The organism is Micromonospora sp. RHAY321, from assembly GCF_023896955.1.
Taxonomy (GTDB): Bacteria; Actinomycetota; Actinomycetes; order Mycobacteriales; family Micromonosporaceae; genus Micromonospora.
The window spans coordinates 60,896-85,267 of sequence record NZ_JAMHIW010000003.1 but is presented as its reverse complement, the minus strand read 5'-3'; the positions used below and the strand labels follow the sequence as shown (position 1 = coordinate 85,267).

Genomic DNA, 24,372 nt, shown 5'->3' with positions numbered 1-24,372 from the left:
TATCAGTCCAGGGTGAAGTAGTCGGGACCGGAGTAGGTGCCGGTCGTCAGCTTGGTGCGCTGCATCAGCAGGTCGTTGAGCAGGCTGGACGCGCCGAAGCGGAACCAGTCCGGGTCGAGCCAGTCCGTGCCGACGGTCTCGTTGACCATCACCAGGTACTTGATCGCGTCCTTGGTGTTCTTGATGCCGCCAGCCGGCTTAACGCCGACCTGCCGCCCGGTGGCGGCCCGGAAGTCGCGGACCGCCTCCAGCATCACCAGGGTCACCGGCGGCGTCGCGGCGACCGGGACCTTGCCGGTGGAGGTCTTGATGAAGTCGCCGCCCGCCAGCATGGCCAGCCAGGAGGCCCGACGGACGTTGTCGTAGGTGGCCAGCTCGCCGGTCTCCAGGATCACCTTGAGGTGGGCGTCCCCTGCGGCTTCCTTGGTGGCCACGATCTCGTCGTAGACCTCCTTGTACCGCCCGGCCAGGAACGCACCCCGGTTGATGACCATGTCGATCTCGTCGGCGCCGGCCGCGACGGCGGCCCGGGTGTCGGCGAGCTTGATCTCAAGCGGCGCCTGGCCCGACGGGAAGGCGGTCGCCACGCTGGCCAGGTGCACACCGCTGCCGCGCAGCACCTCGGCGACGTGCGGAACCATGGCCGGGTAGACGCAGACGGCGCCGACGTGCGGGCACGACGGGTCGGCCGGGTCCGGGCGCAGCGCCTTCGCGGCCAGCGCGCGCACCTTGCCGGGGGTGTCCGCCCCCTCCAGGGTGGTCAGGTCGACCATGCGGATCGCCAGGTCGATGGCCTGAGCCTTGGCGGTGGTCTTGATGGAGCGGGTGCCGAGCTGTGCCGCCCGCTGCTCCGCGCCGACCTGGTCCACGCCCGGCAGGCCGTGCAGGAAGGTCCGCAGAGCGGTCTCGGATCGTCCCAGCTCGGAGAGCTCCGACCGGGCCGACGTCGTTGTCGCCGTCATGCCCGGAAGTCTACGCACCGGACCGCCGAGTGATCTTGCTCACGCGAGCGCGACGGGTGGGCCGGCGGGTGGGTCGGCGTGAGCGGCGTCGCTGGTCCGACCGCAGCCGTCACGCCGCGCCGGACGGACCGGTAGGTTGAGCGATCGTGGACGTACACGTCATTGACCACCCGCTGGCCCAGTCTCGGCTGACCGCCATGCGGGACGCGCGCACCGATTCCTCGACGTTCCGGGCGGCGCTGCACGAACTGACCACCATGCTGGTGTACGAGGCGGCGCGCTCCTTCCCCGTCGAGCGGTACCCGGTGCAGACGCCGGTCACCGGCACGGAGGGCACCCGGCTGGCCAACCCGCCGCTGCTGGTGCCGGTGCTGCGGGCCGGCCTGGGCATGGCGGACGCCGCGCTCGGCCTGCTGCCCGAGTCCTCGATGGGCTTCGTCGGCCTGGCCCGGGACGAGGCGACCTACGAGCCGCGCGCGTACATGGAGTCGCTGCCCCGGGAGCTGTCCGGCCTGCCGGTGCTGGTGCTCGACCCGATGTTGGCCACCGGCGGTTCGCTGGAGCACTGCTGCCGGCTGCTGGCCGACCGGGGTTGCACCGACATCACCGTGCTCTGCGTGCTCGCCGCGCCGGTCGGCATCGAGCGGCTGGAACGCTCCGGCCTGCCGTTGCGGCTCGTCACCGCCTCGATCGACGAGGGGCTCAACGACCGGATGTTCATCGTCCCCGGGCTCGGCGACGCCGGCGACCGCCAGTTCGGCGGCATGCCTCGCTTCTGAGTCCTTACCCGGTCGGTGCCGGGTCCGGCGGGTTCGCGCGCGGTGGTGCGCGAACCCGCTACCGTTTCCGGCCATGACTGGTGTTGCGCTCGCCGAGGAGCTGCTTCTCCTCGCCTACGACGACACGACCGGCAAGGCGACCATGCCGAGGATCAGCCTGGACCTGGGCATGGCCGCCGCGGTCCTGGTCGAGCTGGCCCTCGCCGGCCGGATCGCGTACGCCGACGGATCCCTGACCGTGGTCGACCCGAGGCCCACCGGCGAGCCGGTCACCGACGAGGTGCTGGGCCGGATCGCCGCCGACACCCCGCACACCCCGGCCTCGTGGGTGCAGCGCCTGCGGCACGGCCTGCGCGACCGGATCCTCGGTGACCTGTGCCAGCAGGGCGTGGTCCGGGACATCGACGAGACCGAGCTGGGCTTCATCCACGTGCACCGCTACCCGGTCGTGGACCGGTCCGTCGAGGCGGAGACCCGGCTGCGACTCGCCGAGGCGCTGACCGGCGGCGCTGCCCCGGACGAGCGGACCGCCGCGCTGGCCACCCTGGTCGTGGTGCTGCGGATGGAGTCGGCGCTCGGGGTGACCGGCGAGGCCGCCGCCGACGCCCGGCGCCGGCTGGAGGAGATCGCCACCGGCGCCGGGTTCTCCGGCGAGGTGAGCATCGACGACTCGGTGGTCCGCCCCTCGGTCGGCCTGGTCGTCGCCGCCCTGGGCAGGGCCGTCGACGCCGCCCTCGGCCCCCGCCGCTGATCCCTTCCCCGCCCTAGAGCCCGAGGGCCGTGGCGATCTCGGCGCGGAGCTGAGCGACCGCCGCCTCCGCGCGGGCGCGGGCGGAGGCGACGTCGCCGTCGGGCACCGGCTCGACCACCTCGAGGTACGCCTTGAGCTTCGGTTCCGTCCCGGACGGGCGGATCACGACCCGGGCGGCGGCGGTGCGCAGGATCACCACGTCCGCCTCCGGCAGCAGGTCCCGCGTGCTGTCGACCGGTTGCCCCAGCAGCGTGGTGGGGGTGGCCGCGCGGATCCGGGCCATCGCGTGGGCGATCTCCCGCAGGTCGTCCACCCGCACGGAGAGCTGGTCGGTGTGGTGCACGCCGAACTCGGCGGCCAGCTCGTCCAGCCGATCGGTCAGCGTACGACCCTGCGCCTTGAGGCCGGCAGCCAACTCGGCCACGGTCAGGGCGGCGGTGATGCCGTCCTTGTCGCGCACATGCTCCGGGGCGACGCAGTAGCCGAGCGCCTCCTCGTAGCCGTACACCAGCGGCGCACGTCCGCCGCCGGCCCGGACGATCCACTTGAAGCCGGTCAGCGTCTCGTCGTACGGCAGCCCCCGGGCCGCGCACATCGCCCGCAGCAGTGACGACGAGACGATGGTGGTGCCGTACAGCCCGGTGACCCCACGGCGCATCAGGTGGTCGGCGAGCAGCGCGCCCACCTCGTCGCCACGCAGCATCCGCCAGCCCTGCCGGCCTCCGCTCACGCCGTCGCGGACCACCACGGCGCAGCGGTCCGCGTCGGGGTCGTTGGCGATGGCGAGGTCGGCGCCGGTGGAGTCGGCCAACGCGATCAGCCGGTCCACCGCCCCCGGCTCCTCCGGGTTGGGGAACGACACGGTGGGAAACGCCGGGTCCGGCTCGGCCTGGTCCGGCACCACACCGGGCACCGGGAATCCGGCCCGGGCGAAGACGGCGGTGAGCACCGCGCCGCCCACCCCGTGCAGCGGCGTGTACGCCACCGTCAGGTCCCGTGGTCCGTCCGGCGCGATCACCGCGATGGCCCGCTCGACGTACGAGGCGACGAGATCGTCACCGAGCACCTGGCCGGATGGACCCAGCGGAACCTGGGCCAGCGGACCGACCGCCCGGATGGCGGCCTCGATACCGGAGTCGGCGGGCGGCACGATCTGCGCTCCCGCGCCCAGCTCCCCGCCCAGCTCCGCACCGAGGTAGACCTTGTAGCCGTTGTCCTGCGGCGGGTTGTGGCTGGCGGTGACCATCACGCCGGCGACCGCGCCGAGCTGGCGCACCGCGTACGCCAGCACCGGCGTGGGCAGCGGGCGGGGCAGCAGCAGCGCCGGCCGGCCGGCGCCGGTGGCCACCTGGGCGGTCCGCTCGGCGAACTCCCGGGAGCCGTGCCGGGCGTCGTACCCGATGACCAGTGGACCGGTCCCGCCCTGGGCGGCGAGCCAGCCGACCAGGCCGGCGGCGGCCTGCGTGACCACGGCGAGGTTCATGCCGTTCGGGCCGGCGCGCAGCGGCCCGCGCAGGCCAGCGGTGCCGAAGGTCAGCGGCCCGGCGAACCGGTCGGCCAGCTCCGGGGCGCTCGCCGGCAGCCGGTCGAGGACCGCCGTCAGCTCGGCCCGGCTGGCCGGGTCCGGGTCGTCGGCGAGCCAGCGCCGGGCTCGTTCGCGAATGTCGTCGATGTCAGTGGTGTCCGCCGCCATGCCCCTTGATAGCACGGCGGCGGATCACCGCTGTCGGTTCCCTCCGGCTCAGCCGTCACCGGTGAGCTGGAAGGTCTTGACCATCTCGTCGAAGATCGGCTTGCTCTCGCCGTACCGGGCGTCGCTGGCGGACAGGTAGAACGAGTACGCCTTGCCGTCGTTGACCACCGCGTGCCACACCCCGTGGCGCATGTCGCCGCCGTTGCCGCAGGTGTACTCGAATTCGACACCCGGGCTGCCCGCCGACTCGCGCTCGTTCATGGCGATCTGCTCGTACGGCTTCTTGCAGGACGTGCTCTTGGTGCGGAGGAAGTTCTGCGCGCTCTCCGCCCAGCGGGTGGGCGTACCGGTCCACTTCTCCGTGAGGATCCGGATCTTGCGACCCTCGTCCTCCGGGTCGATGTAGTCGGTGTAGCTGCCGCCGGTGGCCTTCTTCCAGCCCTTGGGCACCATCACCTGGACGCCCCGGGCGGAGTGCTCCTGCATCTCCACCCCCGGGCCGGCCGGGGCGGACGGGGTGGCCTGGGCCTGCGGCGTGCTCGGCGGGGGCTCGTCGCCGCCGCTGGTCAGGGCCACGACGCTGAGCAGCAGCACCACGGCCAACCCACCGGCCGCGGCGAGCTGCACCTTGCGCGGCCAGCCCTTGACCGTGCTGACCAGTTGGCCACCGGTGGCGCGGACCTTGTCGAGGGCGCCGCCACCGCCGGACGCGGCGGGCGGCGTGGCCCAGGGCTGGCCGGTGCCGGGCACCGACCACTGGTTGCCGCCGCCGTAGGTGCCGCCGATGCGCTGGGTGGCCTCCGGCGCGCCGCCGAAGCCGACCTGCTGGGTGGCGTCGGACCGGCTGCCGTAGCTGACCCGCTGGGTGGCGTCCGGGTGCGCGCCGGCGTCCACCCGCTGGGTGGCGTCCGCGTTGCCGCCGTACGTGCGCCCGGCGGCCGGTCGGCCGGGCGTGGGCATCGCGCCGGTGGGCGTGTGCAGCGGGCCGGCCAAGGCGTCGGCGCTGGTCTCGTCGAGCCCGGTGGCGCCGGCCGTGCCAGCCGGCTGGGGGCGTTCACCCCGGCGCAGCGCGGCCAGCCGGTCGGTCAGGGACTCACCCGGGGCCAGCATCGCCGGTCCACCGATCTGACTGTCCGGCTTCGGCTCCGGCTGGGCCGGTGGGAGGACGGGCACCGGGCGCTGCTGCACCGGCACCACGGCGTACGGGTCGGTGACCGAGTGCACGGCGGTGGCGGTGCTGCCCAGCGGGCCGGCGAGCAGCTCGCGCAGCATGGACCGGGAGGTGTGCACGTCCAGCCGACGGGCGGGGTCCTTCTCCAACAGGCCCATCAGCACCCGGGTCAGCGGCCCGCTGCGCTGCGGTGGCGCGGGCGGATCCTCGACCACGGCGTGCATGGTCTCGATCGGGTCGCCCTTGTCGAAGGGGGGCCGCCCCTCGACCGCCGTGTAGAGCGTCACGCCCAGCGAGAAGAGGTCGCTCGGCGGCCCGAACTCCTGGCCCATGGCCCGCTCGGGCGAGATGAAGTGCGGCGAGCCGAGCACCATGCCGGGAGTGGTGAGCTGCACGTCGGTGGGCATCCGGGCGACACCGAAGTCGGTCAGCACGCAGCGCCCGTCGGTGCAGATCAGCACGTTGGCCGGCTTGACGTCGCGGTGCAGCACGCCGATCGCGTGGGCGACCTCCAACGCGCCGAGCAGCGCGATGCCGATCTTGGCAACCGCGCGGGGAGCCACCGGCCCGTCCTCGATCACCATGTCGGCGAGGCTGCGGGCGTCCAGCAGCTCCATCACGATCCACGGCCGGCCGGCCTCGGTGACCACGTCGTACACCTGCACCACGGCGGGGTGCTGGATGGCGGCCGCCGCGCGGGCCTCGCGCAGGGTGCGTTCGTACATGGCGTCGCGGTCGCTGGGGGCCAGCCCCGGGGGCAGGACGACCTCCTTCACCGCCACGTCCCGACGCAGCAGTGTGTCTGTGGCGCGCCACACCGTACCCATGCCGCCGTTGCCCACCGAGGACCGCAGCGAGTACCGGCCACCAATGGTGGTGCCGGGCGCCGCACGTCCGTTGGCGGAACCTACGGGTCCGCCGCTCCACGTCGGGATCTGAGTCACAGAAAAGCCACCGGGGGAAATCGAGGGGGGCTGGGACACAACCCCCCTATCTTGCTGGTTCCGACGCCCGATGCGAAAGCCGACGCGGCGGACGTTTACCTAAGTCAACAGAACGTGCCCAGCCGTTCACCTCCCGTCGACCCGTCGAGACGCACTGTGCGGTATCCCTCACCCGACGACGCGCCCACGCGTCCTACCATCCGGGGATGAGCGAACGGCGGTCAAGCGAGTCCGGTTTTCCGATCAAGGGCGTCTACACGGCGGCCGACCTTCCGGAGGACCTGGACTCCCGCCTGGGCGGCCCGGGCGAGTTCCCGTACACCCGGGGTGTCTACCCCACGATGTACACCTCGCGCCCGTGGACCATGCGCCAGTACGCCGGCTTCGGCACCGCCACCGAGTCCAACGCGCGGTACCACCAGCTGTTGCGCGCCGGCACGATGGGCCTCTCGGTCGCGTTCGACCTGCCGACCCAGATGGGCTACGACTCGGACGAGCCGATCGCGCACGGCGAGGTCGGCAAGGTTGGTGTCGCCATCGACTCCATCGAGGACATGCGGCTGCTCTTCGCCGACATCCCGCTGGACAAGGTCTCCACCTCGATGACCATCAACGCGCCCGGGTCGGTGCTGCTGCTGCTCTACCAGCTCGTCGCCGAGGAGAACGGCGTCCCCGGCTCGGCGCTCAACGGCACCATCCAGAACGACATCCTCAAGGAGTACATCGCCCGGGGGACGTACATCTTCCCGCCGAAGCCGTCGCTGCGCCTGGTCGCCGACACGTTCGCGTACTGCCGCAAGGAGGTGCCGAAGTGGAACACGATCTCCATCTCCGGCTACCACATGGCGGAGGCGGGGGCGACGCCCGCGCAGGAGATCGCGTTCACCCTCGCCAACGGCGTGGAGTACGTCCGGGCCGCGCTGGCGGCGGGTCTCGCCGTGGACGACTTCGCACCCCGGCTGTCGTTCTTCTTCGTGGCCCGCACCACGCTGCTGGAGGAGGTCGCGAAGTTCCGCGCCGCGCGGCGGATCTGGGCCCGGCTGATGCGTGACGACTTCGGCGCCAAGGATCCGAAGTCGATGATGCTGCGCTTCCACACCCAGACCGCCGGCGTGCAGCTCACCGCCCAGCAGCCTGAGGTGAACCTGGTCCGGGTCGCGGTGCAGGGGCTGGGCGCGGTGCTCGGCGGCACCCAGTCGCTGCACACCAACAGCTTTGACGAGGCGATCGCGCTGCCCACCGAGAAGGCCGCGCGGCTCGCGCTGCGTACGCAGCAGGTGCTGGCGTACGAGACGGACCTGACCGCCACCGTCGACCCGTTCGCCGGCTCGTACGTCGTGGAGGCGATGACCGCCGAGATCGAGGCCGCCGCCGTCGAGCTGATGGAGCGGGTGGCCGACCACGGTTCGGCGGTCGACGCGATCGAGGCCGGGTTCCAGAAGCGGGAGATCGAGCAGTCCGCGTACCGGATCGCCCAGGAGATCGACTCGGGTGAGCGGGTGGTGGTGGGGCTCAACCGGTTCGCGGTGGACGAGGAGGAGCCGTACGAGCCTCTGCGGGTCGACCCGACGATCGAGGCGGCACAGGCCGAGCGACTGGCCCGGCTGCGCGCCGAGCGGGACGCCGACGCGGTGGCGGGTGCCCTCGCGCGGCTGCGGGCCGCCGCCGACGGCACGGAGAACGTGCTGTACCCGATGAAGGAGGCGCTGCGGGCCCGGGCCACGGTGGGCGAGGTCTGCGGGACGCTGCGCGAGGCGTGGGGCCTGTACCGTCCCACCGATCGGTTCTGATCGACTGTCCGATCGTTTCCCCAGGTCAGCGCGTGTTTGTTCGGTCGTGGCGGAGCTACAGTCGGAAGCGGATCCTCCCGGCCGGGCCGGAGGCGGCGCGGCCCCCGACAGCGTCCGGGTGTGTGCCGACCAGGTTCGGGGGTAACCCGACCGGGTGAACGGGGACGCACACCGTGTGCGGTCATGGCGGACGAGCGCGTGTGAGCGTCTTTTCCGGCTCGTTGCGGAGCGTGGTCGGCTAATTGTCGGAGTGTCAGTTCATCACCCCGACTAATGCGACAATTCGCAACGTGGGCCCGCGAGTGGCGCCGATTCGTGACCGCCGAGATCGGTTACGCGTTGTAGGAGGTGAGGGGCAGATGACGGCGTTCGACCGCGATCTACCTGCTGTCCCGCACATCTCCGAGCGCCCTCAGCAGGGCATACGTGACGCTTCGCGGTCTGATCATTACCGTAACGAGGTTGCGCAGCGTCACCGCCGGAGGTCTAGGCTGTCTGCTGTTCCCGATGATCCATCCATCTCTAGTGATCGAGAATTCGACGTGACGAGTGCGTTGACGCTGCCCACGGGCAGTCAGCTGGCGTCGTCCTGGCCGGAGACGCCGCCCGGGTCCCAGCCCCTGCCCCGCGACCTGGACCACCTCCTCGCGCTCCGGGTACCCGGGCTGATCGCTACGCGCCGTCACCTCCACTCGCACCCTGAGCTGTCCGGCACGGAGTTCGAGACGGCCGCCCTGATCGCCCGGGAGCTCTCGCTGGCCGGGCTGCACCCACGGCTGCTGCCCAAGGGCAACGGGGTGATCTGCGACGTCGACGGCCGCCCGGACGGCCCGGTCATCGCGCTGCGCGCCGACATCGACGCCCTGCCGCTGCACGACCCCAAGGACGTGCCGTACCGGTCCACCGTGGAGGGCGTCTGCCACGCCTGCGGCCACGACGTGCACACCACGATCCTGCTCGGCGTCGGCATGCTGCTGGCCCAGCTCGCCGACCTCGGCGAGCTGGACGGCCGGGTCCGGCTCATCTTCCAGCCGGCCGAGGAGATCCTGCCCTGCGGCTCGCTCGAGGTCATCGAGGCCGGCGGCCTGGACGACGTGGTGCAGATCTTCGCGCTGCACTGCGACCCGAACCTGCCGGTGGGCCAGGTCGGCCTGCGGGTCGGCCCGATCACCGCGGCCGCCGACAACGTCACCGTCCGGCTCTCCGGCCCGGGTGGGCACACCGCCCGCCCGCACCTGACCGTCGACCTGGTCGACGCGCTCGGCCGGTTGATCACCGAAGTGCCCGCCCTGGTCAGCCGCCGGGTGCCGGCCAACAGCGGACTGCTGCTGGTCTTCGGCCACGCCTCGGCCGGCACCCGCTACAACGTCATTCCCTCCGAGGCGTCCGCCTCCGGCACCCTGCGGGTCATGGACCGCGACACGTGGGAGCAGGCTCCCAAGATCGTGGCTCAGGTGGTCCGCGACGTGATCGCCCCGACCGGCGCCACGGTCGACCTGGAGTACCTGCGGGGTCGGCCACCGGTGAGCAACGACTCCCGGGCCATCCAGGTGCTGACCGCCGCCACCGCCGCCGCGCTCGGTCCGGACGGGATCGCCGAGACGCCGCAGAGCATGGGCGGCGAGGACTTCTCCTGGTACCTGGAGTACGTCCCCGGCGCCCTCGCCCGCCTCGGCGTCGGCCGTTCCGGCCCCAACGTCGACCTGCACCGCGGGTCCTTCGACGTGGACGAGCGGGCCATCCCGGCCGGCGTACGCGTCATGGTGCAGACCGCGCTACGGGCACTGGCGGCGGCGCGCTGACCGGTGCGACCAGGGCCGGATCCTTCCGCCGCCGCCGCAGCACCAGCAGCAGGACCGCCAGCGGTACGCCGAGCGCCACCAGCCAGGGCAGCAGTGCGCCCAGCACGGTGAGCAGGACGGTCAGCGAGGCGACGAAAGCGGCCCAGCCGCCCTTCAGGCCGACGAGGAAGCCGGTTTCGGCCTTCTCCTCGGTCGTCTTCGCCGCCGGGCCGGCCAGCGACACGGTGATCGTGGAGAGGGCGGTCAGGTCGGCGAGCCGCCGCTTCTTGGCCTCCAGCGAGGCCAGGTCCGCCTCCCGGCGACCCAGCTCGTTCTCCAGCGAGACCAGGTCGGTGATCGAGGTGGCGCGGGCGAGCAGCCGGCGGGCACTGTCCACCCGGGCCCGCTGACTGGTGATCCGTGCGTCCAGGTCGATGGTCTCCTCGGTGGCGTCCTGGGTGCTGATCTCCCGGCTCTGCTGCCGGCCGAGCTTCGCGATCTCCTCCACCGCACCGGCGAACTTCGCCGCCGGCACCCGCAGTTGCAACTCCGCCACCGCGTCGGCCTCGGCACTGCGCCGCTGATCGCCACCGATGAAGCCACCCGCCCGGGTGACCACGGCAGCGACCTCGCGGGCGGCGACGTCCACATCGTCCACCTGGACCCGCATCGTTCCGGTGTAGATGATCGCCCGCTGGTCGATCCGCAGGTCCGGTGCGCCGGCCCCGGCCGCCTGCGGTGCGCCCGCGGCGCTGTCCTTCTCGGCGCCGCCGCCGTTCGCCGCCGGTGCCTCGGCCGCCGAACCGGCCGTGTCCCGCGCCCCGCCGTCACCGGCGCCGCACCCCGTCAACGCCAGTGCCGCCGCCAGGGCCGTCGCCGCCAGCAGTGCGCCGTGGCGCCTACCCGCCTCTATGTCCATCCCCGCTCCCATCGTCGTCAGCCCGTGTGCGATACCTCGGACGCGGCGCGCTCGCCCGCTGGTTCCGGCAGACTGCGCTGAGGACGTCACGATTCGATAATCGAGGAGTCACGATGCGGCTCACCAAGTACGCCCACTCCTGCCTCCGGGTGGAACACGACGGGGGAGTGCTCGTCGTCGACCCCGGCGTGTTCAGCGACCCCGCGGCGCTGGACGGTGCGGACGCGGTGCTGGTCACCCACGAACATCCCGACCACCTCGACCTGGCGGCGGTGCGTCTGCGGCTCGACCGGGGACCGCTCCCGATCCACGGCCCCGCCTCGCTCGCCGGCCCCCTCGGTGACGCCGCCGAGGCGCTGCACCCGGTCGCGGCGGGCGACTCGTTCACCGCCGCCGGGATCGCCATCCGCGCGTACGGCGGTCAGCATGCGGTGATCCACCCCGACATCCCGGTGGTGGACAACGTCGGCTTCCTGATCAACGACGTGGTCTACCACCCGGGCGACTCGCTGGTGGTGCCGGAGGAGACGCCGATCGACACGCTCTTCGCGCCGATCCACGCTCCCTGGTCGAAGTTCTCCGAGGTGGTCGAGTTCATCCGGGCGGTCGCCCCACGCCGGGCGTATGCGCTGCACGACGCGCTGCTCAACGACAACGGGCTGGGCGTGCTCAACCGGCAGTACACCGCGTTGTCCGGCACCGAGTACCAGCGCCTGGAACCCGGTAGCCGGGTGGACGTCTGACGCGATGCCCGGCCCCTCACCGGAGCTGGTGGAACAGCTCTACCGCACCCCACCGGAGCGGTTCGTGGCCGCCCGGGACGCCGCCGTGTCCGAGGCCCGCCGTGCGGGCGACCCGGCCACCGCCCGGCAGCTGGCCCGGCTGCGCCGCCCCACGGTGGCCGCCTGGCTGGTCAACCTGCTCGCCATCCACCGTCCCGAACTGGTCACCGACCTGGTCCAGCTCGCCGACGCGCTGCGCGCCGCCCAGCGGGAGCTGCGGGGACCGCGTCTACGGGAGCTGTCCGCGCAGCGTCGGGCGGTGGTGGCCTCCCTGGTCGCCGAGGTCCGCAAGCTCGCCGCGGCGGAGCCGGACGCCCCGCCGGCCGGCAAGCTGCCGCTGGCCGAGGTGGAGGCGACCCTGAACGCGGCGCTCTCGGACACCGAGGTCGCCGAGCAGGTCCGTGCTGGGCGCCTGCTCCGGGCGGCCAACTACGCCGGCTTCGGCGAGGTGCCCCGGCCCCAGCTGCGGCTGGTCACCGCCGACGAGGAGGAGGAGCCGGCCGCGGAACGTCCGGCCCGCCGGCCCGGTGCCCAGAGGACCGGCCCCGAGACGGCCCCGCGCACCGATCGGGCCGCCGAGCGTGCCGAGCGGGCGGCGCAGCGGGCAGCACGTGCCGAGCGGGACCGGCAGCGCCGGGCACTCGATCGGGAACTGGCCAGAGCCCGCGCCGACCAGGAACGGGCCGAAGCCGAGTTGACCGAGGCGACCGGGCAGGAACGCGACGGCGCCGACGTGCTCGACCAGATCGAGACGGAGCTGGCCGAGCTGGAGCGGCGGCGGGCGGTCGCGGAACAGGACCTCAGCCGGGCCAAGCTGGCCCGGCGCGCCGCCGAGCGGGCGGTCACCGTGGCGCGACGGCGCGCGGGCGAGGTCGAGGCGGCGGTCGAGGCGTTGGCGGCCGAAGAGGGGGCTGCGGACGCGGGCGGTGGCCCGGCAGACTGACCATCGATGGACGACGACGAGTGGGCGGGCCGTCCCGGGCTGGCCGTCCCTGATCGGGAAGCCGCCGTGGCCGGCGGGCCGGTGCGCCCAGGGGCGGCGCTCGGATGACGCCGGAGCAGGTCGCCGCCGCCAGCAAACCGGTCGTGCTCGACCTGGGCGACGGGTTCAGCCGGTGCCCGACCACGTTGCGCCGGGCCCGGCTGCTCGGCATCTCCGGCTGGGCCTTCTACATCAGCGGCAGGGCCGGCGCGCTCGGCGACGTACGGGCCGAGACCGCCGCCGCCGCCCTCGGCTTCGTCGCGCCGGACGCGATCGCCGACGGCTGGGACGCTGCCGCCCGGGTCCTGCGGCCGGCCGAGGTGGCCGCCGCGAGCCTCGGCGAGTGCTGCCGGTGGGGGACGCAACGGCTGGGCGCGCTGCCCGGCACCGAGCGGCTGGCCGGGTTGGTCGAGCGGGCGGTGGCGGCGGCGGACGCCAGCGGCATGCCACTCTTCGCCGCGTGGCGGGCCATGCCACTGCCGGATCTCTCCGCCGGTGCCCGCAGCGCCGCCGGGCTGCGACTGCTCCGCGAACACTTCACGGGCGCCTACCTGCTGGCGGTGCGTGCCGCCGGGATGACGCCGCTGGAGGCCGTACTGGCCGGGCCGGAGGGGGAGGCGGGCGCCGTGGCCTGCGGCTGGCCGCCGCCGTACCCGCCGGTCGGGCCGCTGGTGCGTCGGCGGCTCTGGGCGGAGGCGGTGACCAACCGGCTGGCCGCGCCGGCGTTCGCGGCGCTCGGCCCCGCCGACGGCGCGGAGCTGGTGGAGCTGCTGCACCGGACCAGGGCCGACCTCGCCGCCGCCTGAACCGGAAAAATGAGCGGCGCCGGCGGCGGCCGGCTGCCAGGATCACCTGCCGTGACGCTTCCCGCTGGCTGGACCACGCGCCGGCCCACCCTCGACGACGTTCCGGCCATCCTCGCCGTGGTGCACGCCGCCGACACCTTCGCCATCGGCCATCCCGACTACGACGCCGAGGATGTCGCGCAGTCGCTGACCGCCCCCTTCTTCGACCCGTCCCGGGACTCGTGGCTGGCGGTGGACCCGCACGACACCGTCGTCGGCTGGGCGACCGTGGACAATCCGACCGGTGTCGGCCGGGAGTTCGTGGAGGTCTACGTCGATCCGGAGCGCGCCGCCGCGGTGCGGGCGCCGCTGCTCGCCCGGCAACTGGACCGGGTCGCCGAACGGGCGGCCGAGCGGGGGCTGCCGGCGCTCGCCGTCCGGTGCGCGGTCTTCGCGCCCGAACGCGACTGGGAACGCGACCTGCGAGCGGCCGGATTCACCCTGGCCAAGCGGTACGTCCGGATGAGCCGGCCGTTGGCCGACCTGCCTGCCGAGCCGCCCCCGCCGCCCGGCGTGACGGTGCGGCAGGTCCGCCCCGACGACGAGGCCGACCTGCGCGAGTTCCACCGGATCCACGACATCGCCTTCGGTGACACGCCGGACCACGAGCCGCTGTCGTACGAGCGGTGGCGGGCCCGGATCGGTGACGTGACCGCCTGGGACGAGTGGTTCGTCGCCGAGGTGGACGGGACGCCGGCCGGTGCGTTGCAGTCCTCGGACCAGGCGCTCGACCAGCAGGAGGGCTTCGTGCGGAGCCTGTCCGTGCTGCCCGCGTACCGTCGGCGGGGGGTGGGCGGCGCGCTGCTGCGCCGCGCCTTCGCCCGCTACGCGGAGAAGGGCCGGCAGGCGGCCGGCCTCGGGGTGGACCTCACCAACCCGACCGCCCCGCTGTCGCTCTACCGGTCCGTGGGCCTGCGGGAGACCCGGTGGACCGACATGTACGAGGTGATCGTCCCGGCCGCCGGTGTGTGATTGACGACCCCGGCCGGGGCCGACGGTCGGTCCGGGCGGTGGCGGTTGCAGACTGGGCGCGTGCGATACGCGCTACGCCGACGCGGTGCCGGTGGGGCGGGACCGCAGCTCGGTGACGTAGTCGTCCGGCGCGCCCGCCTTCTCGGCGGCGTTCGCGATCTCCGAGAGATACCACGACGTCGGCAGGCCACCCTCGTACCCGTCGAAGACGTAGATCCACGCGGTCACGTCGCCGTCGAGGGTGGAGACCCGGACGTGCAGCTTGCGGTACGTGCCGGCGGCGACCCCCTCAAGCTCGTCGAGCTGGGCCGCGTCGTACGGGTGGATGTCGTAGATCGCCACGAAGACGCGGTCGCCGGGGGACTCGACCAGGGTGCTCACCGCGCCCTCCCAGCCGATCTGGTCCGCCCCGGCGAAGGTCAGCCGCCACCCCTCCAGCCAGCCGGTGCCCACCATCGGCGAATGCGGGCAGTAGGCACGCATCCGGGCGGGGTCGAGGTTTGAGCCGTAGGCGGCGTGATGACGCACGGCGATGACGATAGCCCGGCGGGCGGGTGGGGGAGAATACGACTGTGCGTGTCGGATGCGTTCGGGAGAAGAAAGTCACTGTGAGCATCAACGAAGGGCGAACGCTGTGAGCCGGATCGTGATCATCGGCGGGGGGCCGGCCGGGTACGAGGCGGCGCTGGTCGCCGCCCAGCTCGACGCCGATGTCACCGTGGTCGAGGCCGACGGGGCGGGCGGGGCCTGCGTGCTCTCCGACTGCGTGCCGTCGAAGACCTTCATCGCCAGCTCCCAGGTGGTCACCGGTTACCGGGACACCGAGGAGTTCGGGGTGCACTCGGACGGCCTGGAGGCGGTCACCGTCGACGCGCGGGCGGTGCACGAGCGGGTCAAGCGGCTCGCGCTGGCGCAGTCCGCCGACATCCACGCCAAGCTGCTCAAGGCGGGGGTGACCTTCGTGGCCGGCACCGCCCGGCTCGGCGAGGACGCCCTCGGGCACACCCACCGGGTCATCGTCACCCCGGCCGACGGCGCCGAGGAATACTCGATCGCCGCGTCGACCGTGCTGGTGGCCACCGGCTCGACGCCCCGCCAACTGCCCACCGCCGTCCCGGACGGCGAGCGCATCCTGACCTGGCGCCAGGTCTACGACCTGCCCGAGCTGCCCGAGCACCTGATCGTCGTCGGCTCCGGTGTGACCGGCGCCGAGTTCGCCAGCGCGTACCTGGCGATGGGGGTCCAGGTCACCCTGGTCTCCAGCAGGGACCGGGTGATGCCGCACGAGGACGCCGACGCCGCGTCGGCCATCGAGCGGGTGTTCCGCAACCGGGGCATGAGCATTCTCAACAACTCCCGGGCCGACGCGGTGCGGCGTACCGCCGACGGCGTCGAGGTGGAGCTCTCCGACGGTCGCAAGGTCTCCGGCTCGCATGCGCTGATCGCGGTCGGCTCGATCCCGAACACCGCCGACCTGGGCCTCGCCGAGTACGGCGTGGAGCTGGGCCGGGGCGGCTACGTCACGGTCGACCGGGTGTCCCGCACCAACGTGCCCGGCATCTACGCCGCCGGTGACTGCACCGGCGTGCTGCTGCTGGCCAGCGTCGCCGCCATGCAGGGCCGCATCGCGATGTGGCACGCGCTGGGCGAGGCGGTCCGCCCGCTGCGGCTGCGGACGGTCGCGGCGAACGTCTTCACCGACCCGGAGCTGGCCACGGTGGGTGTCTCCCAGGACGAGGTGGACGCCGGCAAGGTGCCCGCCCGGCAGGTGATGCTGCCGCTGTCCGGCAACGCCCGGGCCAAGATGGACGACCTCTCCGACGGCTTCGTCAAGCTGTTCTGCCGGCCGGCCAGCGGCCAGGTCGTCGGCGGTGTGGTGGTCGCCCCGAAGGCCAGCGAGCTGATCCTGCCGATCACCATGGCGGTGGAGAACAACCTCACCGTCAACGAGCTGGCGCAGACCATCACCATCTACCCGAGCCTCTCCGGCTCGATCACCGAGGCGGCCCGCCAGCTCATGCTCCACGAGCTGGAGTGACGCTCCACCGGGCGACGGGCGTCCGGGTCAGGGCCACCGCGACGGTGCCGAGCACGGCGACCTCGGTGAGGATGAGCAGGCGTTCGGCCAGGCCGATGAGCAGCCGGTCACCCGGGTAGGCGGACCAGATCATCGCCGCCGCCAGTGCCAGGCTGAGCACGACGAGGGTGCGCAGTGTCCGGGCGGCGGGGGCCAGGTCCCGCCGTCGGGCGAGCAGCCAGCCGGCGGCCGGCAGCGCCAGGAAGGCGACCACCGAGGCGTACCGGTGCAGGTAGGCGGCGGTGGTCATGGCGGTGCCGGGCTCGTTCGTCGGCACCACCGCGGCCAGCAGCAGCCCGGCCGACCACGCGCCGAGCAGCAGCTCCGTCGGTCGGGCGGGGGTCGGTTGGGGTGGCCCGGTGCGGCGCAGCCCGTACAGCAGTGCCACGGTGGCGAGCGCGAGCACCACCATCGCGACGTCGATGGCGCCGCCCCGGTCGGAGACCGCGAAGTCGCTGACGGTCAGCGCCCACGGGTTGAGGTCGTCGTTGACTTCGAGGTGGCCGATCACGGTGAGCAGCGCCGCCAGGGCGATCCCGCCGAGGGCGAGCAGGCCGGTGCTCCGGGTTCCAGGCATGCCTCAGCCTGTCGCCGCGGAGGCCCCAGCCGGATCCGGGACGGCCACCGAATTCGTTCCCCGGGACCACCCCTAGAGGCACCCCGACAGCGGCGGGCGACACTCAGTCGATGGGGATGTCGGCTCCGGCGGCCGCCCGGGCGTGCCGGGCGCTGACCAGGGTCATGGCCCACCCGGCCGCGGCGAATCCGGCCGCGGCGGCGGTGGCGATGATGGCCAGCCGCCATGCCGACTCGGTCAGCGCGGTGCCGCCCAGGTGGCCGACCATGGCGCCGTAGGTGGCCCAGCCCAGCGCGGCGACGGCCTCGTAGAGCACGAACAGGCGGTACGGGTAGCGGCTGCGGCCCGCCGAGAAGCAGGCCGCCATGCGACCGCCCGGCACGAACCGGCACAGCAGGATGACCAGTGGCCCGGGTTGTCGCAGCCCCTGGGTGACGCGATTGGCCACCCGGCGGGCGCGGCTCGGCTCGGAGTGCCGGGGTGCCCGACGGTCCGGCGCACTTCGACCGAGCAGGTAGCAGGCGAGGTCGCCGGCGAACACCCCGAGCGCGCCAACGGCGATGGTGACGGGCAGGCTGAGCCCCCCGTAGACGGTGAGCGCGCCGCTTGTGATCATGATGATCTGGGTGGGGATCACCGGGACGAAGGCGTCCGCGATCAGCAGGCCGAGCAGCGCGAGGTACGCCCACGTCGGCGACGCGACGTCAGTCAGTAGTTCGGGCACGCCTGCCACCTCGCCGGATGCGGCCAATTGGGTGTCTTGAGCCTGACGGCGTGTCCGGCGTCACCGTGGACAGCCCCGTAGGGTCGTGACCGTCGACACGGCCGGGCCACCCCGGTACAACGAGGCGAACCGTCCTCGGGTGACGGCCCGGTGACCGTCCCACCGCGCTCCCGCGGGGTCGGCGGATCGGCGTCCGTCGGCGTACCGTTGTCCGCGCGGCCCCGCCCGTCGGGTCCCCCGTTCCTGACGATTCGGGCCGCCCAGGGCCGCCGGCGGGTCCCGCGCCGGCGGCCCGCCCCCGCTCTCGCCATGACAAATCCGGGTGCGTCCCTGACCGCCCGACGAGTACCGTCGCCGCATGCGCAGCGCGGTAGTGGTGACCACGACGCCGGGTGTCCCCGGCGCGCCGCTCTGACGTAACCACCGTCGACCAGGCCCCGGGGCGATCCGCCCCGAGGGCCGCGCGGCGTTCGGTGTCCAGGTCGCCTCCGGGTCGTACCCGATCCAGGAGCACGACATGATCGACCACCGCAAGCTCGGCCGGGAGCTGGACCTCTTCGTCTCCGACCCGCTGGCCGGCGCCGGCCTGCCGATCTGGCTGCCGGCCGGCGCCGCCGCCCGGCACGCCGTCGAGGAGTACGTCCGGGAGTTGGAGCGCCGCTCCGGCCACCAGCACGTCTACTCGCCGCCGTTGGGCAAGCGCGAACTCTTCGAACTCTCCGGGCACCTCGGCTACTTCGCCGACGACATGTTCCCGCCGATGCGACTGAGCGCCGACGACGAGTTCGTGCTCCGGCCGGCGCTGTGCCCACACCACGCACTGGTGTTCCGGGCGCGGGGCCGCTCCTACCGGGAGTTGCCGCTGCGGATCGCGGAGCTGGGCGGGATGTACCGCTCGGAGCGCTCCGGTGTGCTCGGCGGCCTGTCCCGGGTACGCGCCATCTCGCTCAACGACGCGCACACCTTCTGCGCTCCCGACCAGGTGGGCGAGGAGGTCGTGGAGATCCTCGGCCTGATCCGCTCCGCGCACGCCGCGCTCGGCGTCCGCCCGGCGGGCTTCCGGCTGTCGCTGCGAGGCCCGGGTGGGAAGTACGTCGGCGACGACGCGCAGTGGGCTCGCGCCGAGGATCTGCTCCGGGGTGCGCTGGCCGGGGTGGAGTACGTCGAGGCGCCGGGGGAGGCGGCGTTCTACGGCCCGAAGATCGACATCCAGATCGTCGACGCGGCGGGCCGGGAGTCGACCATCTCCACCATCCAGTTGGACTTCGACAAGCCGGAGCGGTTCGACCTGTCGTACACCGACTCCGATGGCAGCCGACGCCGGCCGGTGATGGTGCACCGCAGCCTGGTCGGCAGCATGGAGCGGCTGTTCGCGTACCTCATCGAGGTGCACGAGGGCGCCTTTCCGGCCTGGTACGCGCCGGTCCAACTGGTGCTGCTGCCGGTGGACGACGGGCAGGTCGACGCGGCGGCCGGGCTGGCGCGCCGGGCCGTCGACGCCGGGCTGCGGGTCGAGGTCGACGTCGCCGGCTCGCTGGGCGCCCGGATCCGGGACGCGGCCCGCCGCCGAGTCCCGTACCTCGGGGTGCTGGGTGCCCGCGAGGCGGCCGACGACCGTCTCGCGCTGCGCCTGCGCGACGGCCGCACCCTGCCCCCGATGCCGGCCGCCGCCGCACTGACCCTGATCACCAACCAGGTCGCTCTCCGCGCCACCGACCTGCTGCCCGCGAGCTGACCAACCCGTCGATCGAGGGCGGATCGCTGTGAGTGGATCTCCGTTCACGATGATCCGCCCTAGACCGACGCGGGCTGGGGGGACGCGGGCTCTTCGTCCACCACGGCGGCCGTGAACTGCGACTGGTACAGGCGGTGGTACGCGCCTCGGGCGGCGAGCAGTTGCTCGTGGGTGCCCTGCTCGACTATGCGGCCGTTCTCCATCATCAGGATCAGGTCGGCGTCCCGGATGGTGGAGAGCCGGTGCGCGATGACAAAGCTGGTCCGGTCCGAGCGCAGCGCGGCCATCGCCCGTTGCAGCAGCACCTCGGTACGGGTGTCCACCGAGCTGGTCGCCTCGTCCAGGATCAGCAGGGACGGCTCGGCGAGGAACGCCCGCGCGATGGTGATGAGCTGTTTCTCGCCGGCACTGACGTTGCTGCCCTCCTCGTCGATGACCGTGTCGTAGCCGTTCGGCAGGCTGTGCACGAACCGGTCGACGAAGGTGGCCCGGGCCGCAGCGATGATCTCCTCCTCGGTCGCGTCCGGCCGGCCGTAGGCGATGTTGTCCCGGATGGTGCCGCCGAAGAGCCAGGTGTCCTGGAGCACCATGCCGATCCGTCCGCGCAGGTCGTCGCGGCGCATGGTCGTGATGTCCACTCCGTCGAGGGTGATCCGCCCTGCGTCAAGCTCGTAGAACCGCATCACCAGGTTGACCAGGGTGGTCTTGCCGGCGCCGGTCGGGCCGACGATGGCCACCGTGTGCCCCGGCTCGGCGACCAGCGACAGGTCGTCGATCAGCGGCTTGTCCGGCTCGTACCGGAACGAGACGTGCTCGAACTCGACGCGGCCGTGCGGGTCGGCGACCCGGGCCGGCTTGGCCGGGTCGGGGGTTTGCTCGTCGGCGTCGAGCACCGCGAAGACCCGCTCGGCGGACGCCACCCCGGACTGGAGCAGGTTGGCCATCGAGGCGAGCTGGGTGAGGGGTTGGGTGAACTGGCGCGAGTACTGGATGAACGCCTGCACGTCGCCGAGGCTCATCGTCCCGGAGGCCACCCGCAGCCCGCCGACCACGGCGATCGCCACGTAGCTCAGGTTTCCGATGAACATCATCGACGGCATGATGATCCCGGAGATGAACTGCGCCCCGAAGCTGGCCCGGAACAGCTCCTCGTTCTTCGCGTGGAACGCGGCCTCGACCTCACGCTGCCGGCCGAAGACCTTCACCAGCTCATGACCGGTGTACGCCTCCTCGATCTGGCCGTTCAACTCGCCGGTGTGCGTCCACTGGGCGATGAACTGCTTCTGTGAGCGCTTGGCGATGCGCTGGGTGACCAGCACCGACAGTGGCACCGCGACCAGGGCCACCAGGGCCAGCACCGGCGAGATCCAGAACATCACGGCCAGCACGCCGACGACGGTCAGCAGTGAGGTGAGCAGCTGGCTGAGGGTCTGCTGGAGGCTGGTGGAGATGTTGTCGATGTCGTTGGTGACCCGGCTGAGCAACTCACCGCGCGGCTGCCTGTCGAAGTAGGGCAGCGGCAGCCGGTTGAGCTTCTCCTCCACCTCGGCGCGCAGCCGCAGCACGGTGCGCTGGACCACCCCGTTGAGCAGCCAACCCTGCCACCAGGACAGCAGGCTCGCCGCCAGGTAGAGCCCGAGCGCCAGCAGCAGCACCCGGCTCAGGGCGCTGAAGTCGATGCCCGTCCCGGGCACCACGTCCATCCGGGCCAGCATGTCGGCGAAGCTGTCGTTGCCGCTGGCCCGGGCCGCCGCGACGGCCTGCTCGGTGGTGGTGCCCGCCGGCAGTTGCCGACCGATCACCCCACTGAAGATCAGGTCGGTGGCGTGGCCGAGGATCTTCGGCCCGGCCACGCTGAACCCGACGCTCACCACGGCCAGCGTGACGATGGCGGTCAGGTGCAGCCGGTGCGGGCGCAGCCGGCCGAGGAGCCGCCGGGCGGACGGCCCGAAGTTCATCGACTTCTCGGCGGGCATCCCGGCGGTCATCCACCCCGGGCCGCCGCGCTGGCCGCCGGGCGGCAGCCGCTTCGGCGTCGGCGCGCCGCCGCCGGGCTGCTGCGCGTCGCCTCCCGGCGTCCGCGCGTCGCCGGCCGGCTTCTGACTGGGTACGGCCGCGGTCCGCGGCTCGTCGGGCTGGCTCATGCCGGCACCTCCGCCGTCTGCTGGGAGGACACGATCTCGGCATACGTCGGGCAGGTCTCCAGCAGGTCCTCGTGTCGTCCCACTCCGACGACCCCTCCGTCCTCGAGCACGATGATCTGGTCGGCGTCGACGATCGTGGAGACCCGCTGGGCCACGATCACCACGGCGGCGTCGGCGGTGACCGGGCGCAGCGCCGCCCGCAGCCGCGCGTCGGTGCCGAGGTCGAGCGCGGAGAACGAGTCGTCGAAGAGATAGATCTCCGGTTGCCGCACCAGGGCCCGCGCGATGGCCAGGCGTTGCCGCTGCCCACCGGAGACGGTGCTGCCGCCCTGGGCGATCGGGGCGTCCAGCCCGCCGGGCATCTCGGCCACGAACTCGCGGGCCTGGGCGATCTCCAGCGCCGCCCACAGCTCGTCGTCCGTGGCGTCCGGATTGCCGTAGCGCAGGTTGCTGGCGACGGTGCCGGTGAACAGGTACGGCCGCTGCGGCACCAGGCCGATGCGCCGCCACAGCTCGTCGGGTGCCAGGTCGCGCACGTCCACACCGTCGACCAGCACCGCGCCGGCGGTGACGTCGACCAGGCGGGGAATGAGCGACAGCAGGGTCGTCTTGCCGGCGCCGGTGCTGCCGATGATCGCCGTGGTGGTGCCCGGGGTGGCCCGGAAGGAGATGTCCCGCAGGACCGGCTCGACCGCGCCCGGGTACTGGAAACGCACTCCGCGCAGTTCCAGCTCGGCGCGGGTGGGCAGCTCGGTGACCGGGGCGGCGGCGGGGACCACCGACGAGTCGGTGTCCAGCACCTCGACGATCCGCTCGGCGCAGACCGAGGCCCGGGGCACCATCATCAGCATGAAGGTGGCCATCATGACGGCCATCAGGATCTGCATCAGGTACTGCAGGAAGGCGGTGAGAGCGCCGACCTGGATCGCTCCGGCGTCGACCCGCTGCGCGCCGAACCAGAGCACGGCCACGCTGGAGACGTTCAGCACCAGCATGACCACCGGGAAGATCAGGGCCAGAAGCCGGCCGGTACGCAGGGCGGTGGCGGTCAGGTCGGCGTTGGCGACGCCGAAGCGGTCCGTCTCGTACGGCTCGCGGACGAAGGCGCGGACGACCCGGATGCCGGTGATCTGCTCGCGCAGCACCCGGTTGACCGTGTCGATCCGGGTCTGCATCAGGCGGAAGCCGGGCACCATCCGACGGATGATCATGCTGAGGGCGACGGCCAGCACCGGCACGCTGACCAGCATCAGCCAGGACAGCCCGAGGTCCTCCCGGAGTGCCATCGCCACGCCGCCGACACTCATGATCGGCGCGGCGACCAGCATCGTGCAGCTCATCAACACGAGCATCTGGACCTGCTGCACGTCGTTGGTGTTGCGGGTGATCAGCGACGGCGCGCCGAACCGGGCCACCTCGCGGGCCGAGAAGCGGTTGACGTGCCCGAACAGCGACGCACGGACGTCCCGACCGAAGCCCATCGCGATCCGCGCACCCAGGTAGACGGCGGCGATCGAGCAGATGATCTGGATCAGGCTGACCAGCAGCATCCAGCCGCCGGTGCGCACGATGTAGTCGGTGTCACCCCGGGCCACGCCCTGGTCGATGATGTCGGCGTTGAGGCTGGGCAGGTAGAGCGAGGCCATGGTGCCCACGAACTGGAGCAGCACCACCGCCGTCAACGGTTGGTGGTAGGGGCGCAGATTGTCGCGCAGCAGTCGGATCAGCACGCCGGATCCTTCGGTTCGGTGTCGCGTCCGGTCATCCGCGGGTCGTCCCCGCTGCCGATGACTTCGAGCAGGAACTCCCGGATCACCTGGGCCTTCGCCGGGTCGGCGTCGACCGACGTGAGCGGGCGTCCGGAGTGCATCAACGTGGTGAGGGCGGCCACCCGCTCCCGGCCGGCGGGGGTGATGGCGAGCCGGACGCTGCGGCGGTCGCTGTCGTCGCGCTGCCGTTCGACCAACCCGTCGCGGGCCAAGGTGTCGACGATGCCGGTGAGGGTCGCCGGGCGGACGAAGCCCTTCTCGGCGACCTCCCGGTGGGGCAGTTCGCCGTGTCGGGCGAGGGTCATCAGCGTCACCATGCCGGCCTGGGTGAGGCCGTGCTCCTCGGCGAGGTAGCGGTTCCACCGCTGCCCGACGAGGTGCCCGGCCACCACCAGCAGCCGGCCGAGCGGCACATCCTGGAGAGTGACGAGTTCCACGAGAGGCACGTTAGCGCCCTGATAGTCAGGGGCCAAACGAAATTGCCGTAGCGGTGGCCACGAACACGATCTGCAGGGCGGTGCGCGTGCCGAGCGGGGTGACCGGTCGCCCGGCGAGGGTCAGCCCCCGGCGGGCGGCCGAGACGTTGGCCGGGAACATCGCGAGCATCAGCAGGCCGAGTCCGGCCGCCGTCGGGCGGGCGGTCGCCGGCACCAGCAGGCCGATCGCGCCGACCAGTTCCAGCACGCCGGTCAGGGTGACGAGCAGTCCCGGCCTTGGCAGGCGGGGCGGGACCATCGCGATCAGGTCGGCGCGCCGTCGGCCGACGAAGTGCGCCATGCCGGTCACCACGAACATCAGGGCCAGCCCGACCCGCAGGGCGGGGTGCCAGCCGTCCAGCGCGTCGACGCCGGCCACGCCGACCAGCCGGGCCAGGGTGGTGCCGACCACCAGGGCGATCAGGGGTGCCATCGAATCCTCCTCCACGAACTTGTCGGTGACAAGATTGCGGTCCGGAGGGGCATCTTGTCAATGGCA

Annotated in this window: 21 protein-coding genes; 10 read left to right on the top strand and 11 right to left on the bottom strand. The window is 72.7% G+C overall.

Annotation, left to right across the window (positions count from 1 at the left end):
- Positions 1 to 2: 2 nt before the first annotated feature.
- Positions 3 to 962: a deoxyribose-phosphate aldolase gene (gene deoC, locus M8C17_RS08390; protein WP_252415842.1), complete on the bottom strand. Its 960-nt coding sequence runs from the start codon at positions 960 to 962 to the stop codon at positions 3 to 5.
- Positions 963 to 1,108: 146 nt separating this feature from the next.
- On the opposite strand from deoC, the gene upp reads away from it, so the two are divergent.
- Complete coding sequence (upp, locus tag M8C17_RS08385) at positions 1,109 to 1,741, top strand: uracil phosphoribosyltransferase (RefSeq protein WP_252415841.1); 633 nt, start codon at positions 1,109 to 1,111, stop codon at positions 1,739 to 1,741.
- 73 nt (positions 1,742 to 1,814) lie between these two features.
- Positions 1,815 to 2,492, top strand: coding sequence for a GPP34 family phosphoprotein (locus tag M8C17_RS08380; protein ID WP_252415840.1), 678 nt, complete (start codon positions 1,815 to 1,817; stop codon positions 2,490 to 2,492).
- A gap of 13 nt (positions 2,493 to 2,505) precedes the next feature.
- Here M8C17_RS08380 and M8C17_RS08375 read toward each other — a convergent pair whose 3' ends face one another.
- Positions 2,506 to 4,185 carry a phospho-sugar mutase gene (locus tag M8C17_RS08375; protein ID WP_252415839.1) on the bottom strand — a complete coding sequence of 560 codons (1,680 nt, stop codon included), beginning with the start codon at positions 4,183 to 4,185 and terminating at the stop codon, positions 2,506 to 2,508.
- Between the two features lie 48 nt (positions 4,186 to 4,233).
- A complete protein-coding gene (locus tag M8C17_RS08370; protein ID WP_252415838.1) occupies positions 4,234 to 6,300 on the bottom strand; it encodes a serine/threonine-protein kinase in 2,067 nt (688 codons plus the stop codon).
- A gap of 206 nt (positions 6,301 to 6,506) precedes the next feature.
- On the opposite strand from M8C17_RS08370, the gene M8C17_RS08365 reads away from it, so the two are divergent.
- Both M8C17_RS08365 and M8C17_RS08360 read left to right on the top strand, forming a co-directional pair.
- Positions 6,507 to 8,090: a methylmalonyl-CoA mutase gene (locus tag M8C17_RS08365; protein WP_252415837.1), complete on the top strand. Its 1,584-nt coding sequence runs from the start codon at positions 6,507 to 6,509 to the stop codon at positions 8,088 to 8,090.
- A gap of 542 nt (positions 8,091 to 8,632) precedes the next feature.
- Positions 8,633 to 9,892 carry an amidohydrolase gene (locus tag M8C17_RS08360; protein WP_252415836.1) on the top strand — a complete coding sequence of 420 codons (1,260 nt, stop codon included), beginning with the start codon at positions 8,633 to 8,635 and terminating at the stop codon, positions 9,890 to 9,892.
- Here the strand turns inward: M8C17_RS08360 and M8C17_RS08355 are convergent.
- Entirely contained in the window at positions 9,849 to 10,811 is a 963-nt protein-coding gene (locus tag M8C17_RS08355) for a DUF4349 domain-containing protein (protein ID WP_252416320.1), read from the bottom strand. The genes M8C17_RS08360 and M8C17_RS08355 overlap by 44 nt on opposite strands.
- Positions 10,812 to 10,903: 92 nt before the next feature.
- Between M8C17_RS08355 and M8C17_RS08350 the strand changes: the two genes are divergently transcribed.
- From M8C17_RS08350 to M8C17_RS08335, 4 genes are all read left to right on the top strand, one after another.
- A complete protein-coding gene (locus M8C17_RS08350) occupies positions 10,904 to 11,533 on the top strand; it encodes an MBL fold metallo-hydrolase (protein WP_252415835.1) in 630 nt (209 codons plus the stop codon).
- 4 nt (positions 11,534 to 11,537) lie between these two features.
- Positions 11,538 to 12,515, top strand: coding sequence for a hypothetical protein (locus M8C17_RS08345; protein WP_252415834.1), 978 nt, complete (start codon positions 11,538 to 11,540; stop codon positions 12,513 to 12,515).
- A gap of 104 nt (positions 12,516 to 12,619) precedes the next feature.
- A complete protein-coding gene (locus tag M8C17_RS08340) occupies positions 12,620 to 13,360 on the top strand; it encodes a hypothetical protein (protein ID WP_252415833.1) in 741 nt (246 codons plus the stop codon).
- 51 nt (positions 13,361 to 13,411) lie between these two features.
- Positions 13,412 to 14,371: a GNAT family N-acetyltransferase gene (locus M8C17_RS08335; RefSeq protein ID WP_252415832.1), complete on the top strand. Its 960-nt coding sequence runs from the start codon at positions 13,412 to 13,414 to the stop codon at positions 14,369 to 14,371.
- 72 nt (positions 14,372 to 14,443) lie between these two features.
- Here M8C17_RS08335 and M8C17_RS08330 read toward each other — a convergent pair whose 3' ends face one another.
- Complete coding sequence (locus M8C17_RS08330; protein WP_252415831.1) at positions 14,444 to 14,899, bottom strand: gamma-glutamylcyclotransferase; 456 nt, start codon at positions 14,897 to 14,899, stop codon at positions 14,444 to 14,446.
- Between the two features lie 106 nt (positions 14,900 to 15,005).
- Between M8C17_RS08330 and M8C17_RS08325 the strand changes: the two genes are divergently transcribed.
- Entirely contained in the window at positions 15,006 to 16,409 is a 1,404-nt protein-coding gene (locus M8C17_RS08325; RefSeq protein ID WP_252415830.1) for an NAD(P)H-quinone dehydrogenase, read from the top strand.
- On the opposite strand, the gene M8C17_RS08320 is transcribed toward M8C17_RS08325, so the two are convergent.
- Together M8C17_RS08320 and M8C17_RS08315 are read right to left on the bottom strand one after the other, a co-directional pair.
- A complete protein-coding gene (locus M8C17_RS08320; RefSeq protein WP_252415829.1) occupies positions 16,387 to 17,025 on the bottom strand; it encodes a DUF998 domain-containing protein in 639 nt (212 codons plus the stop codon). The two genes, M8C17_RS08325 and M8C17_RS08320, sit on opposite strands and share 23 nt — an antisense overlap.
- A 103-nt stretch (positions 17,026 to 17,128) precedes the next feature.
- Positions 17,129 to 17,749 (bottom strand): DedA family protein, encoded by a 621-nt coding sequence (locus M8C17_RS08315; protein WP_252415828.1) that lies wholly within the window; start codon positions 17,747 to 17,749, stop codon positions 17,129 to 17,131.
- Between the two features lie 517 nt (positions 17,750 to 18,266).
- Here M8C17_RS08315 and thrS point away from each other — a divergent pair.
- Positions 18,267 to 19,484 (top strand): threonine--tRNA ligase, encoded by a 1,218-nt coding sequence (gene thrS, locus M8C17_RS08310; RefSeq protein ID WP_252415827.1) that lies wholly within the window; start codon positions 18,267 to 18,269, stop codon positions 19,482 to 19,484.
- A 59-nt stretch (positions 19,485 to 19,543) separates the two neighbouring features.
- On the opposite strand, the gene M8C17_RS08305 is transcribed toward thrS, so the two are convergent.
- The 4 genes from M8C17_RS08305 to M8C17_RS08290 all read right to left on the bottom strand — a co-directional run bounded on the left by M8C17_RS08305 (position 19,544) and on the right by M8C17_RS08290 (position 24,306).
- Positions 19,544 to 21,472 carry an ABC transporter ATP-binding protein gene (locus M8C17_RS08305; RefSeq protein ID WP_252416319.1) on the bottom strand — a complete coding sequence of 643 codons (1,929 nt, stop codon included), beginning with the start codon at positions 21,470 to 21,472 and terminating at the stop codon, positions 19,544 to 19,546.
- Between the two features lie 152 nt (positions 21,473 to 21,624).
- Positions 21,625 to 23,358: an ABC transporter ATP-binding protein gene (locus M8C17_RS08300; RefSeq protein WP_252415826.1), complete on the bottom strand. Its 1,734-nt coding sequence runs from the start codon at positions 23,356 to 23,358 to the stop codon at positions 21,625 to 21,627.
- Positions 23,352 to 23,834, bottom strand: a complete 483-nt coding sequence (locus tag M8C17_RS08295) for a MarR family transcriptional regulator (RefSeq protein ID WP_252415825.1) — start codon at positions 23,832 to 23,834, stop codon at positions 23,352 to 23,354. Before M8C17_RS08295 ends, M8C17_RS08300 begins: the two co-directional genes overlap by 7 nt.
- 25 nt (positions 23,835 to 23,859) lie before the next feature.
- Positions 23,860 to 24,306, bottom strand: a complete 447-nt coding sequence (locus tag M8C17_RS08290; RefSeq protein WP_252415824.1) for a DoxX family membrane protein — start codon at positions 24,304 to 24,306, stop codon at positions 23,860 to 23,862.
- Positions 24,307 to 24,372 lie beyond the last annotated feature (66 nt).

Excerpts from the sequence above, each read along its gene's own strand:
- M8C17_RS08340 (WP_252415833.1), top strand. The coding sequence starts at position 12,620 with ATGACGCCGGAGCAGGTCGCCGCCGCCAGCAAACCGGTCGTGCTCGAC.
- thrS (WP_252415827.1), top strand. The coding sequence starts at position 18,267 with ATGATCGACCACCGCAAGCTCGGCCGGGAGCTGGACCTCTTCGTCTCC.
- M8C17_RS08365 (WP_252415837.1), top strand. The coding sequence starts at position 6,507 with ATGAGCGAACGGCGGTCAAGCGAGTCCGGTTTTCCGATCAAGGGCGTC.
- M8C17_RS08380 (WP_252415840.1), top strand. The coding sequence starts at position 1,815 with ATGACTGGTGTTGCGCTCGCCGAGGAGCTGCTTCTCCTCGCCTACGAC.
- deoC (WP_252415842.1), bottom strand. The coding sequence starts at position 962 with ATGACGGCGACAACGACGTCGGCCCGGTCGGAGCTCTCCGAGCTGGGA.
- M8C17_RS08345 (WP_252415834.1), top strand. The coding sequence starts at position 11,538 with ATGCCCGGCCCCTCACCGGAGCTGGTGGAACAGCTCTACCGCACCCCA.
- M8C17_RS08350 (WP_252415835.1), top strand. The coding sequence starts at position 10,904 with ATGCGGCTCACCAAGTACGCCCACTCCTGCCTCCGGGTGGAACACGAC.
- M8C17_RS08290 (WP_252415824.1), bottom strand. The coding sequence starts at position 24,306 with ATGGCACCCCTGATCGCCCTGGTGGTCGGCACCACCCTGGCCCGGCTG.
- M8C17_RS08305 (WP_252416319.1), bottom strand. The coding sequence starts at position 21,472 with ATGACCGCCGGGATGCCCGCCGAGAAGTCGATGAACTTCGGGCCGTCC.
- M8C17_RS08320 (WP_252415829.1), bottom strand. The coding sequence starts at position 17,025 with ATGCCTGGAACCCGGAGCACCGGCCTGCTCGCCCTCGGCGGGATCGCC.
- M8C17_RS08375 (WP_252415839.1), bottom strand. The coding sequence starts at position 4,185 with ATGGCGGCGGACACCACTGACATCGACGACATTCGCGAACGAGCCCGG.